This window comes from Mycobacterium sp. (assembly GCF_032159765.1).
GTDB lineage: Bacteria > Actinomycetota > Actinomycetes > Mycobacteriales > Mycobacteriaceae > Mycobacterium.
In genome coordinates, this window is sequence record NZ_JAVHWM010000088.1 from 1 (window position 1) to 11731 (window position 11731).

12 protein-coding genes are annotated in these 11731 nt (G+C 66.4%); 4 read left to right on the forward strand and 8 right to left on the reverse strand.

Annotated features, from left to right (window positions below):
- Positions 1–137: 137 nt before the first annotated feature.
- The 6 genes from QOH60_RS09710 to QOH60_RS09735 all read right to left on the reverse strand — a co-directional run bounded on the left by QOH60_RS09710 (position 138) and on the right by QOH60_RS09735 (position 5202).
- Positions 138–530 carry a hypothetical protein gene (locus tag QOH60_RS09710; RefSeq protein ID WP_526419580.1) on the reverse strand — a complete coding sequence of 131 codons (393 nt, stop codon included), beginning with the start codon at positions 528–530 and terminating at the stop codon, positions 138–140.
- 162 nt (positions 531–692) lie between these two features.
- Positions 693–1199 (reverse strand): nitroreductase family deazaflavin-dependent oxidoreductase, encoded by a 507-nt coding sequence (locus QOH60_RS09715; protein WP_526419582.1) that lies wholly within the window; start codon positions 1197–1199, stop codon positions 693–695.
- A gap of 127 nt (positions 1200–1326) precedes the next feature.
- Positions 1327–1461 (reverse strand): hypothetical protein, encoded by a 135-nt coding sequence (locus QOH60_RS09720; RefSeq protein ID WP_526419584.1) that lies wholly within the window; start codon positions 1459–1461, stop codon positions 1327–1329.
- Positions 1462–1557: 96 nt separating this feature from the next.
- Complete coding sequence (locus QOH60_RS09725; RefSeq protein WP_526419586.1) at positions 1558–2829, reverse strand: vWA domain-containing protein; 1272 nt, start codon at positions 2827–2829, stop codon at positions 1558–1560.
- 7 nt (positions 2830–2836) lie between these two features.
- Entirely contained in the window at positions 2837–3895 is a 1059-nt protein-coding gene (locus tag QOH60_RS09730) for an ATP-binding protein (protein WP_526419588.1), read from the reverse strand.
- On the reverse strand, positions 3892–5202 hold the full coding sequence (locus tag QOH60_RS09735; protein ID WP_526419590.1) for a hypothetical protein: 1311 nt from the start codon (positions 5200–5202) through the stop codon (positions 3892–3894). Before QOH60_RS09735 ends, QOH60_RS09730 begins: the two co-directional genes overlap by 4 nt.
- Positions 5203–5254: 52 nt before the next feature.
- On the opposite strand from QOH60_RS09735, the gene QOH60_RS09740 reads away from it, so the two are divergent.
- The 4 genes from QOH60_RS09740 to QOH60_RS09755 are packed head-to-tail and all read left to right on the forward strand — an operon-like array spanning position 5255 to position 9141.
- On the forward strand, positions 5255–6244 hold the full coding sequence (locus tag QOH60_RS09740; protein ID WP_526419592.1) for an enoyl-CoA hydratase/isomerase family protein: 990 nt from the start codon (positions 5255–5257) through the stop codon (positions 6242–6244).
- Positions 6241–7347: a CoA transferase gene (locus QOH60_RS09745; protein WP_526419594.1), complete on the forward strand. Its 1107-nt coding sequence runs from the start codon at positions 6241–6243 to the stop codon at positions 7345–7347. The genes QOH60_RS09740 and QOH60_RS09745 overlap by 4 nt, the downstream gene beginning before the upstream one ends.
- On the forward strand, positions 7341–8621 hold the full coding sequence (locus QOH60_RS09750) for an amidohydrolase family protein (RefSeq protein WP_526419596.1): 1281 nt from the start codon (positions 7341–7343) through the stop codon (positions 8619–8621). The genes QOH60_RS09745 and QOH60_RS09750 overlap by 7 nt, the downstream gene beginning before the upstream one ends.
- A 40-nt stretch (positions 8622–8661) precedes the next feature.
- Positions 8662–9141, forward strand: coding sequence for a lipoprotein LpqH (locus tag QOH60_RS09755; protein ID WP_526419598.1), 480 nt, complete (start codon positions 8662–8664; stop codon positions 9139–9141).
- 108 nt (positions 9142–9249) lie between these two features.
- Here the strand turns inward: QOH60_RS09755 and QOH60_RS09760 are convergent, their stop codons facing one another.
- Together QOH60_RS09760 and QOH60_RS09765 are read right to left on the reverse strand one after the other, a co-directional pair.
- On the reverse strand, positions 9250–10506 hold the full coding sequence (locus tag QOH60_RS09760) for an acyl-CoA dehydrogenase family protein (protein WP_526419600.1): 1257 nt from the start codon (positions 10504–10506) through the stop codon (positions 9250–9252).
- Complete coding sequence (locus QOH60_RS09765; RefSeq protein WP_526419602.1) at positions 10503–11636, reverse strand: acyl-CoA dehydrogenase family protein; 1134 nt, start codon at positions 11634–11636, stop codon at positions 10503–10505. The genes QOH60_RS09760 and QOH60_RS09765 overlap by 4 nt, the downstream gene beginning before the upstream one ends.
- Positions 11637–11731 lie beyond the last annotated feature (95 nt).

Here is an 11731-nt window from a genome sequence, read left to right on the forward strand (position 1 = left end):
CGTTCGTCCTTCGACCAGCACGGCCGTGACCACCAGCTGCGGCATTCCCATCGCTCAACCCTTGTCTTCGGGTGTGAACGATGTCCCGAGACAGCTGTGAACGATGTCATGAACTCACACACCTTCGCCCGCACTTGCTACGGCGAAACCGGCGCGACTTTGCCTGCGTCCCCAACAACTACGTTGACGGGACCGACGGTGGCCACGTCCTGCCAGAATTGATCGCGCGGGCCGCCTTTGACCGGCTCGAATTCCACGTCCGCCTGTGCATAGGCCACGTATGTCGGTTTGAGGACGTTGTGGGCGGCGAGTATGCAGTTGCCGTTATCTAATCCGACGATGACGTTGCCGGCTCCGCCGTCTGCGAAGAACTCGTCAAGGCTCTGTTGCGGAGCCGAATTGGATCCGACGTTCCAAGCGTCGATACACGGCGCGGCGTCTGCGCTGGCGGGTGCCATGGTGACGGAAGCCACCGCTGCAGCGACGGCCGAGCCCCCTGCGATAAGAGACGTGATGCGCTTGATGGACATGTCCTACCCCCTGATGTTGCGAGCCCCGTCCCCGACGGCCACTCCAGTGCAGCACGTTCGACGCATCTTCACAGCAAAGTGGCAGAAATTGTGTTTCGTTGACGACGGCTGGTGAGGTCGGGATCGCGGTCCGCAGGACGAGATTCCGCGCGTCGAGCTGCGCTACGTGGACTGAAGCTCGTCTGATCGAAAGACATCGATCGCCTCGCGCGGACTCATCATCACCACCGGAATCCGTCGCTTCGTGGAGGTCTGATAGGCCAGGTACGGCGGGTAGATCTCCAACATGAACTTCCAAATTGCGTGACGCTCAATGTCTTCCGGCTCGCGCCATGTCCCGCGGTAAGCCTGTGTCGCGACCTGGAAGTCGACGCGCGGGTTCGCGCGAATGTTCAAGTACCAGTCGGGATGCTGATCGGCACCGCCCTTCGACGCGACGATCACCACCTCCCCGCCGATATCGCCGTAGATCAGCGGGGTGATGAACGTCCTGCCGGACTTGCGCCCGTGAGTTCGGATCAGGCAATGCGTGGTGAACGCGTTGCCGCCAACCTCCCTGAGGTCCATGACGTGGCCTTGCGTGCCGCACGAGCGTAGGTATATGTCCCGATGATCGGTCATCCAGTCGCGTCGCGTTTGGCGGATGGCCTCAGCTGTGTCGTCGCCCACCGACTCAGCGTAGGTCAGTCGCCGAAGTGCTTGGTGTAGGTCCGCTGCTCCAACCACGACTGCGCCGTGTGGATGCCGATCGCGACGCCGAACAGCGCGACCGCGAACCCCAACGAGAAGACGGTGATCACAGCCGGTCCATTTCTCGCGCCATCGTGGAAACCTCGAGGTAGCTGCGCGACCGCGGATAGTACGGGCGCTTCGACCGCGCGGTGCGTCCGGACCGATCGCTGGTGTCTCGCTGCGCGCGTGCGTTCGTCATGGGCCTGGCCTTTCTCACCTCGTGCTGGCAAGCCCGAAACTATGGCCGATCGGTCAGGTTGACATGCGTAGTCGACTACCTGTCTTCACCCGGGCCTTACGTGGCGTCGGTGCTCATCGCGATGACCTGGCCGTAGTCGGGGGAAAAGGAGTATCCGTACTCTTCGTACGGGTCGTAGACAACCCAGAGCACGAAATACGGCATCGGCTCATTCGGGTAGAGGATCTGGCCATCGGTGATGACGACGACGGCCGTCGTTTCCGGGTCGTTGGCCAGGTGCTCCATCGCAGGGGTCATGTCACTTCCGCCGAAGCCGGTGACGCGGTAGGTGGCCAGATCGTCGATCACGACGATCTCGTCGGACGTCACGCTGGTGTCGCACTGAACGATGCGCACACTCTCGATGTTCGCGCCCCGGCCGAACGACATGATCGACCCCAGCGCGTGGGCGATCTCGTTTGTCATCGAGCCGCTGGTGTCCAGCACGATCGAAATCGTCTGGGCATCTCGGATGCGACCGGGCAGCACGATGTCCGTGCGGCCGCCGGATCGCCGCGAGGCCCGCGCGTACGTGCGGACCGGCGTGGTCACGGTGTCCAACCACCGATGCAGCGCAAGCTCCCATGGCGGGCGGTAGGCGATTTCGAGTGCGTCGACATAGGCGGATGTGGCGTAAGAGTCCGTACCGCGCCAGCGGCCGCTGGATTGAGCCACCTCTTGCGCCAATTTGCGCGCGCGGTCTTGAATCTGTTGCAGCGCCAGTGCTTTCGTAGCCTCGCGGTGGATCGCAGCAGTGGCATTGGACCGTACGCGCTGCGTCTCGTCCGGAAACCATTCCGCCTCAAGGTCCGCGTCCAGAACGTCGTCCGGGCTGCTCTCGAGGCCGCCGAGCCCCATCGCCTCGCGTAGCGCCGCACCCATCGCGGTGTCGGGCACGGTGCGCTGCGACGGCAGCGATGGGTCGAGCATCAGCGCCTCTGCGGAGCTGTGTCTTGCCCCCGGCTGGCGAATGCCACCTCCGGGAGGCTCCATCCCCAGTTCGGCTTCGAGAATGTCGTTGATGATCAGATCGTGTGCGACGTTGAACTTTGCCGGATCGGCGTTGCCGGTTCGGTTGTGGGTATGCAGTGCGAGGTGCAGAAGCTCGTGTGCAATCACGAAAGCCCGTTGCGCATCGCTGAGTTCGAGGAACCAGACCGGCTCGACCACTAACCGCCCTGACGCGAATATCCCCGCGGTGCCCACGCGTTCGTCGGCGGCGACGCGAACAGAATGTGCCAGCCCACTCAGGTGTGGCAGGTTCACGCACACGAGGCTGATCGCACGCCGCGCGGCCTGCACGGCGCTGGAGGCCTCATCGGGATCCATCGAGTCCTCAGATGCCGGTCAGTTCCACCAGCGACGCAAGCATCGACTCATCGGCGCCGAACCTCGACCAGACCCCGACCATATCGACGAGCAAGGCGAACCGATGCTCCTGCGGCAACCCGAGCAGGAATTTATTGATCTGCTCCGGGGTCACGGAGCCCACTGTGAGCGGACCATAACCGTCGTCGTCGTCTTCGAACCGCCGCAAGAGTTCTTCGCGAATCCAGTTCAGAACGAACCAACGTCCCGAGTCGTCGTCGGGCAGCTTCGCCGTTCCATTCAGATAGGACTCAAGGGGCTGCGGCGTGGCGATGTCGTGCTCGGCGAGCGCGCAGTACACGGCCGCGTCCTGCGCGGAGACCCGGCCGAACGCCAGGGCCCGTCGCAGCGGAACGTCCATGATCCCTTTCTGCTCAACGAGATCCAGCGCGCGCGACAGCGACGCCCATGCGCGCGGCGTCGAGAATGGAACCGGCTCCGCAGGCACCGGGCGGGCCAGCGCATCGGGCTGGAACACGACGAACGACTGGATGTCCGACCGAATCCCGTTGGCGCGGGCCCAGATCAGCCATTCACGCAAGTCGACGCGCACGTTGAGGATCGCGACCCGGTTCACCAGCGCGCTGCTCAGTGCGCGCACCAGCGCGCGGTCCTCGGCGCGGTTGCCTGCCGCCACCACCCACGAGCCGGGCGGCAATTTGTACTCGCCGATGCGGCGCTCCAAAAGGAGTGAGTAGAAGGCCTTTTGCACATCGGGGGCACTGGCCGGAAGTTCGTCGAGGAACAGGCAGAAGGGCTCGGCGTTTTCCGGCAGCAGCACCCGCGGCGGACAGAACACCGTGCGCTCGCCGATGATGCGGGGTACGCCGCTGACGTCCTCGGGCGCGATCTGCGTGCCCAGCAGTGAGCGGCACTGAAGCCCGGCCGCGGCCGCGATCTGGTTGATCAGGTCTGACTTGCCGACCCCCGGCGCCGACAGCAGCAGCAGGCTCTGCTCGTGGGCCATCGTCGAGATCAGCGCACCGGCCTGCGAAAGGGTGATCGACTCGGCGACCTCTGTGCTCACGGAAGCTCCCACTCCTTCGGGCAGGTCAGCAGCGGCATATCGACTAGGCCCGCCGCCCACAAGTCACCGTAGTCGGCGCGCACGATCTGGCTTTCATTGCGCAATGCGAGCCCCTTTACCGCCCGGACGCTTACCGTTTCGCGCCCACCCACTCGCTGGAACGTCCTGGGGAAGTCGCAGACCTCATCGGTGCACGCATGTGCGTATTCGATGCCGTCGCGGGTGAGAGTTTGGCTGACCTCACCCAGCGTGCGGCTGTGGTGCGGCGAGCATCGCACTACCACCCACCTCGTGTCGCGACGCCACAGGCCGAACCATTCCTCGCCGGTAGGCCGGATCCAGTCTCCGCTGTAGGAGACCACCCCGATGTGCAGCCCCGGTGCCGACGACAAGAGATAGGCCGGCATCGCCGCCCAGGCGCGAGTGCACCACTGCATCAAGGGCAGCACCTTGACAGGATCGATGCGCGCTGCGATTTCCCACCCGGATTCGTATGCCGGGCGCGGCAGCTTCGCGGGCACCGGCAGGCCCACCTCACCCACCAGGTCGGGGAGCTCGGCGATGGTGCGCCAGGGGGTGTGGGCGCTGTGCAGGATGGCCAGCACCTCCAGAGCCGTGGGGTTGGCCGCCAAATTCAGTTCGTGCGCCGCGCGCCACGGACCGACCGCTTCAACAGCAAGTCCGAAAGCGGGTGACAACGCCCGGGAGGCCGCGACGATGCCGATTGCGCGTCGTACCGCGGGGTTGTTGGTGAGCTGCCGGGGCAATGTCTGATCGGCTCGGGAAGCGCCGGCGGCGAGCGAAGAGAGGCGTCGCCGTTGGTTGTCGGCGAGCACGGCGAAGACAGGATCGCGTGCGATATGCGGCCAGAGCCGCGCCCACAAACTGTCCCGCACCAGCGCCGCAGCAAGGCTTTCCGAATCGGCCGATGTCACTGTGTCCAGCGCAGCGTCAGCGTCGGCACCGAGACGCTTCGCCACCTCGACCACGAGGTCGACAAAACCCTGAGCTTCGTTGACGGCCTTGGTGATCGCGGCATCGAAACTCGAGCCGGCCTTCTTCGGCCGGCCCCTGCGTCGCCGGACGCCGGCTCGGCGCGCGTCGTCGATCAGACGGTCGCCGTGCGCGTCCAGCGCGTCGGTCGGGCCGTAGTCGTCAGACGGTTCAGCGTCGACGTCGGATTCCGGGAGATCGTCGTCGTCGCGCGCATCCTTCAGCAGACCCATTCGCCGCAACTCGGCAAGCTGGTCCGGCGTCAGGTGCCCGGTTCGGCGGAGGTGGCCGATCAACTGGTCGACGACGCGCATAGCCCGCCCATCGTATGGGAAACAGCGCCTGCCACGGCGTATGTTCACCGCGATGAAGCTTGATCCGGACCGCGCATCCTCTCTGCATCTGAGGGTGGTCAATCTGGGGTCTGCGGAGGCGGCCGACGCCGATTCGTCGGGCCCCGTCGTCGCGGTCTGCTCGGCCGACCAGATGGACATCGCCGCCGCGAAATTCTGGCTGGAGAAGGCGACGTTCACGCTGACGGAAGACGAGGTCGACGACCGCCGAGTGATCAGCGTGCCGTCGGTGGCCGCGGCCGTGGGCGATCTCGCTGCGCGGGTGGCCCGGTGGCCCCAGGCCGCGGCGATCTGCGACGACGTGCTGAGATCGGTCGATCCGGGCGCGCCATCGGCCCAGGGGTTGACGACGGAGTCGCTCGCGTATTCGACGCTGCAATCGGGTCGCGAGTTCGCCGACTGGCTGCAGCGCCGCGGGCCGGCCGTTTCGCCGCACAGCCCCGAGCCGGTACTTGTTGTGCGCCAACAGGACACGCTCGGCATCTGGCTTAACCGCCCCGAGAGGCACAACGCCTTCTCCACCGACATGCGCCAGGCGTTGCTCGATGCGCTGACGGTCGCGATCTATGACACGTCGATTCAGTACGTGGTGCTCGCAGGCAGCGGCCCCTCGTTCTGCAGCGGCGGCGACCTGGACGAGTTCGGCTCGTTCGACGATCCGGCGAGCGCGCACTTCGCCCGCACCCGCTACAGCCCGGCGCTGGCGCTCGACGAGCTGTCGACGCGGCTCGGGGACCGCCTGATCGCGCGCGTGCACGGACGGGTGCTGGGCAGCGGACTGGAGATGGCGGCGTTCTGCGGCCGGGTCCAAGCGGATCCGGTGTGCGACATCGGCCTGCCCGAATTGGCGCTCGGCCTGCTTCCCGGTGCGGGCGGAACCGTCAGCATCACGCGGCGGATCGGCCGCTGGCGCACCGCGTATCTCGTGCTGTCCGGGCAGTCGATCAGCGCCGCGACCGCGCTGGAGTGGGGATTGGTCGACGAGGTGAGGGCGCCGACGTGACGTTCGCGATCCCGGCCTGGGTGCAGATGCGTGCGCGGACGACATGCGCGACGATCGAGGGCCGCATCAACGCGCTCGGCGGACGTCCGGTCAGCATCAGTGCCTGGGAGATCATCTCCGGTCGTGCCGCGCTGCTGGGCCTGGCGCCGCCGTCGCGCGTGTCGTCCGGCGGTGCCACCCGGCTGCTCGCCGCCGCCGACGGCTGGTGCGCGCTGACTCTGAGCCGCAAGGTCGACGTCGAGGCGATCCCGGCGCTCCTTGAGCATGACGTGCCGGACGACCCGTGGGCCGCGGTCGCCGACGCGGCGCGCATACGCACTGCCGCCGAATTCGTGGCGCGCGCGCGGCTGCTGGACATGCCGGCCGCTGTGCTGGGCGAGATGGGGGTGCGCGAGCCGGTGATTGCCTATCAGGGGACGCCGGCGCGCCGCTTGATCCCGGATCTGTTGGTGGTGGACCTGTCCTCGATGTGGGCAGGTCCGCTGTGCGCACGCCTGCTGGCCGCTGCCGGCGCGACCGTCGTCAAAGTGGAAACACCCGCCCGTCCGGACGGTACCCGCGCGGGCAATCGCGACTTCTTCGATTGGCTCAACGGCGAAAAGCTCTGTTATTCAATCGATTTTGACTCCCAAGACCTGACTGGCCTGCTGCGTGCCGCTGATGTCGTGATCGAGGGATCCCGGCCAGCCGCGCTGGCTCGCCGGGGTCTGGCCGCCGAACAGGCACCGGGCCGGCCCGGGCGGGTCTGGGTACGGGTCAGCGGTTACGGGCCCGAACATCCCGACCGGGTGGCGTTCGGCGACGACGCCGCCGTCGCCGGCGGCCTGGTGATGCCTGGTCCGGAATTCTGCGGCGACGCCGTCGCCGATCCGCTCACCGGGCTCGCGGCGGCTGACGCGGTGCTCGACGCCCTGACGTCGGGTGGTGGCGCGGTGATCGACGTGGCGATGGCGGGCATCGCAGCCGGGTACGCGAGGCTGCCGACGGGGGAGGTCCAGCGCGAAGCGCCACGGGCTCCGCGTGTTCGGGAGCCCGCGCACGAGGTCGGCGCCGACAACACGCGTGTCAGCGAGTTGGTCGAGGCGCGGCTGGCGTCATGTTGATCACCCGGGCGGTCCTGCTCGACGGCCGCGTCGCCGCCATCCGCGTCGCGAGCGAGATCATCGAGGTGGCACCGCGACTACAACCCGAACCCGGTGAACTCGTTCTCGACGCGAAACTCGGCGCGGTGCTGCCCGGTCTGCACGATCATCACCTGCACCTGCGGGCCACGGCCGCGGCGGCCGACTCAGTGGCCGTCGGGCCCCCTGCCGTGCGGACAGAAGAGCAGTTCACCCGTGCTGTCGCTGCCGCCGCGCCCGGTCCCGATGGCTGGATACGGGCGACCGGTTACCACGAGTCGGTGGCCGGGGAACTGACCCGCCGGCGGCTCGACGCGATGCAGCCGGCAGCCCCGCTGCGCGTGCAGCACCGCAGCGGCGCGATGTGGTTCCTCAACTCCGCGGCGGTGGCGCGCATCGGCCAGCCCGACCATGCCGACGGCAGGGTGGCCAGCACCGATGCGCGCCTCGCCGACTCGGTACCGCGGCGTGAACCGGACCTCGCCGCTCTGGGTCGGCGGTTGGCGGGTTACGGGGTCACCGGCGTCACCGACGCCACGCCGGACCTCGATGCCAACGACATTGCCTCTCTCACAACAGGTTTGGCGCAAAAGATCTGGTTCCTGTCACCCGGTAAGCGGATACTGCGCGATGACGAGCTCGACCTCGACGAGCTGACCGCATGGATCGCCAACCGCCACGCCGCGCAGGTGCCGGTGGCCCTGCACTGCGTGACCGCCGCGCAGCTCGTCGTCGCACTCGCCGCGCTTCGGACCGCGGGTGTCCACCACGAGGACCGCATCGAACACGCCGCGATGGTGCCCGACGGCTGCGTCGCCGACCTCGCCGAGGCCGGCGTCACCGTCATCACCCAGCCGAATTTCGTCGCCGAGCGCGGCGACGAATACCGCCGCGACGTGCCCGCCGACGAACACCCCCAGCTCTGGCGGGTGGCGTCACTGTCACGCGCCGGGATCCCGATCGCAGGCAGCACCGACGCGCCGTTCGGCGATCTTGACCCGTGGGCGGCGATGCGCGCAGCCGTCACCCGCGCCACCGCGACCGACGTCGTGCTCGGGCCGCACGAGCGCATCGACGCGAGCGCGGCGCTGCACATGTTCCTCGGCAGGCACGACAGTCCGGCCAGTCCTCGCAGCGTGGCGCCTGGGCAACCCGGCGACCTGTGCGTACTCGCCCCGGCACCCGCTGAGGCGCTGAGCGCTCTGTCCTCCGACATGGTCGTCGCGACGGTGCTCGGAGGCGAGATCATCGGGTGATAATCCGACAATACGAAACGGAGAATTGTATTCTGCTCAGGTGCACAACCGGATCGCCGCGATGGCTGTGAGCGGGTTCGTACTCACCTGTCTCGTCGCGTGCTCGTCAGAAACCAGCGTCAACCATCCCAGCCAGGCGTCGGTGACCGTGAACGGAAACACCTCCGCCAAACAAAGCGTCAGCTGCAACCAGCAGGCGAACAACCTGCCCGTCGATTCCAAAGACAACAAGTCGTCCGGCCAGAGCATGCAGTGGTATTGGACGATCCTCATCGGCGACCAGAACGTCGCAGGCGCCAAGGTGAGCGTGGACGGCAGCGGCGAGCAACTCGTCACCAACTCAGTGCGGATCCACAACCTCGGCGGGTTCACGGGGATGTACTCCAAGGACGGCGGCGGCGAAGCCCAGATCAGCTTCGTGGCCGACACGTTCACCATCACCGGAAAGGCGCTGGGCTACAACACCTCCGAGCCCAACGAACCCACCCAGGCAGACTTCAAAATCGTCGCGACCTGCTGACGGGGACCCGCGTTATCGCCGGTTGATGCTCTTCGCGCAAGCGCTCATCGACGGTTGATGCTCTTCGCGCAAGCGCTCATCGACGGCTGATGCTCTTCGCGCAAGCGCTCATCGACGGTTGTGCTTGACTTCCTTGAACGGCACCCCCCGGTCGGCCGCGTACTCGCGCGGAAATCCCAGGACGCGCTCGCCGATGATGTTGCGGGCGATCTCGGTGGTACCGCCGCCGAGAGCTGCTGCCTGCCGCGACAGGTAACGCTCGCCGACTCCGAGTAGGTGCTCGACACCGTCCACCACGCCCGCGCTGCCCGTGATCGCCAGCGTGGTATCCATTTCGAGCTGGACGTTCTCGGAGTGGTTGATCCGGATGATCGATCCCGCGGCCGGGGGCAATGAGCCGTCGTTCACGCCGTGATAGACGTGGTCGATCAACTGCCCTTTCACCACCCGGTGGACCAGCGCGCGACCCGCGATCTCTTGCAGCCGTTCATTGTCGGGTTGCCCGACGGCCTCGAGCAGTGCCGCGTACGACACCGGCACATCCGTCGTTCCCTCCGGACCGCTTCCGCTGGCGAACTCGGACCCCCCGCCGACGGCGCGGCGCTCGTGGTACAGCTGCCGTGATGCGACAGTCCAGCCGTCGTCCACGTCGCCGACCACCGCGTCTTCGTCCAGCTCGAGGTTGTCGAAAAACTCTTCGCAGAACTCGGTGGAACCGTTGACCTGCTTGATCCGCCGCAACGTGATCCCGGGGCTGTCGATCGGCACGAGGAACATCGTCAGTCCCTCATGCTTGGGCACGTCCCAATTGGTCCGTGCCAAAAGGAGTCCGTAATCAGCGGCGAAAGCGCTTGTGCTCCAAGTCTTCGCACCGTTGATCACCCATTTGTCGCCGACTTTGTCGGCGCGCGTGATCACACCTGCCAGGTCGGAGCCGCCACTGGGTTCCGACAGCAACTGCACAAGCACCTCGTCGCCGCGGATCGCCGCCTGAATGTGTTCTCTCTTCTGCGCTTCGCTGCCTGTGTCGAGGATCGTCGCGCAGCAGATCGCGAAGGTGGGAACGTTGAGGATGATCGGCATCTCGTAGTTCTTGGTCAGCACGTCGAATGCCTTCTGGTATTCAATTCCCAACCCGAGTCCGCCGTACTCGCGCGGGAAGCAGATGCCCGCGAACCCGCCCTCGTAAAGTTTCTTTTGGAGCTCTCTGGCGCGCAGCCACGGCCCTTCGTCGCCGCGCTCAACGCCTTGCGGACCACTGGCGCCAACGCGTGGCATGTTCTCCGCCAGCCACTTTCGTGCTCTGGCGGTGAATTCCTCGACCGATTCGGTGACCGCCGCAGCCGGTGATGTGGTCTCCGTCATGACGCGGACTCCAGTTCCTTGGTCATCGCGTAGACGCGGAGATTGTGATCTTCGGGCGTGCCGTACATCGAGCGGTAGAGCGTGGCCCGCCGCAGGAACAAATGCAGGTCGTGCTCCCAGGTCACGCCAATCCCGCCGTGCAGCTGGACGCAGTCCTGGATCATGCCCGGGGCACGTTCGCCCACATAGGATTTCGCGACGCTCACCGCCATCTCGGCGCCAGGGGAGCGGTTGGCGACCTCGGCAACGGCAGCGGTTGTGGTCGCGCGGCAGGCCTCCAGGTACATCTTCAGATCCGCGAAACGATGCTTGAGCGCTTGGTAGGACGCCAGCGGCCGGCCGAAGGAATGCCGGTCGAATGCCCACTGGATCGTGAACTCGACGACGGTGTCGAGGATGCCGACGATCTCTGCGCATTGCAGCGCCATCGCGATCTGGCTCTGCCGTGCCACCAAGGCGGCGGTTTGTTCGCCGACGCCCACGGCCGCAGACTCGTCGACCTCGACGCCGTCGAAACCGATTCGCGCATAACGCTTCACCAAATCCACGGATCTCTGGGGCTCGACCGTCACACCCGGCGCATCCGTGGGCACCAGGAACTGCCGCACCCCGTCCTCGGACTGCGCGACCACCAACACGACACCGCTTTCGGCGCCCGCCTCCACGCGGTCCTTGAGCCCGTCGATACGGAACCCCGTCTGCGTCGCAGTGGCTGTGACCGCGCTCTGAAGCGGAGCCCAGCCCCGACCCGGCTCATACACCGCCCACGATGCGATCAGTTCGCCGGACACCAGCGCCTCGATCGCCGTCTCGTGGCCGTCGGCAGCCTCGACAAGGCCGGCAAGAACTGTGCTCACCGGATGCAGCGGACCTGGCGCGACGGTCTTGCCGATCAACTCGGCAACGAGCGCCAAGTCTGCGACCCCGTTGCCCGAGACGTTGCCGCCGCCAAGCTCTTCTGGCACAAGCAGGCTCGTCCAACCCAATTCGGCTGCGCGTCGCCACCACTGCGGGTCGAACGAGCTGCCGGCGTCGTGCAACTCACGCACCCGGCTGAGCGGGGTCTCCTTCTCCAAGAACGCCTGAGTGGTCGACGCGAAGAGCAGCTGTTCCGGACTTGCCGCGTTCACGCAGGAAGAACCAACTCGGGCACATCAGGATTATGGACGATCTTGTTGGGCACCTTGAACAGATCGATCATGTTGCCGCCCATGACCTTTCGCTG

Bases quoted from the DNA above. Each gene is read 5' to 3' on its own strand.
- QOH60_RS09740 (WP_526419592.1), top strand. From the start codon at position 5,255: ATGAAGCTTGATCCGGACCGCGCATCCTCTCTGCATCTGAGGGTGGTC.
- QOH60_RS09725 (WP_526419586.1), bottom strand. From the start codon at position 2,829: ATGGATCCCGATGAGGCCTCCAGCGCCGTGCAGGCCGCGCGGCGTGCG.
- QOH60_RS09735 (WP_526419590.1), bottom strand. From the start codon at position 5,202: ATGCGCGTCGTCGACCAGTTGATCGGCCACCTCCGCCGAACCGGGCAC.
- QOH60_RS09760 (WP_526419600.1), bottom strand. From the start codon at position 10,506: ATGACGGAGACCACATCACCGGCTGCGGCGGTCACCGAATCGGTCGAG.
- QOH60_RS09720 (WP_526419584.1), bottom strand. From the start codon at position 1,461: ATGACGAACGCACGCGCGCAGCGAGACACCAGCGATCGGTCCGGACGC.
- QOH60_RS09750 (WP_526419596.1), top strand. From the start codon at position 7,341: ATGTTGATCACCCGGGCGGTCCTGCTCGACGGCCGCGTCGCCGCCATC.
- QOH60_RS09710 (WP_526419580.1), bottom strand. From the start codon at position 530: ATGTCCATCAAGCGCATCACGTCTCTTATCGCAGGGGGCTCGGCCGTC.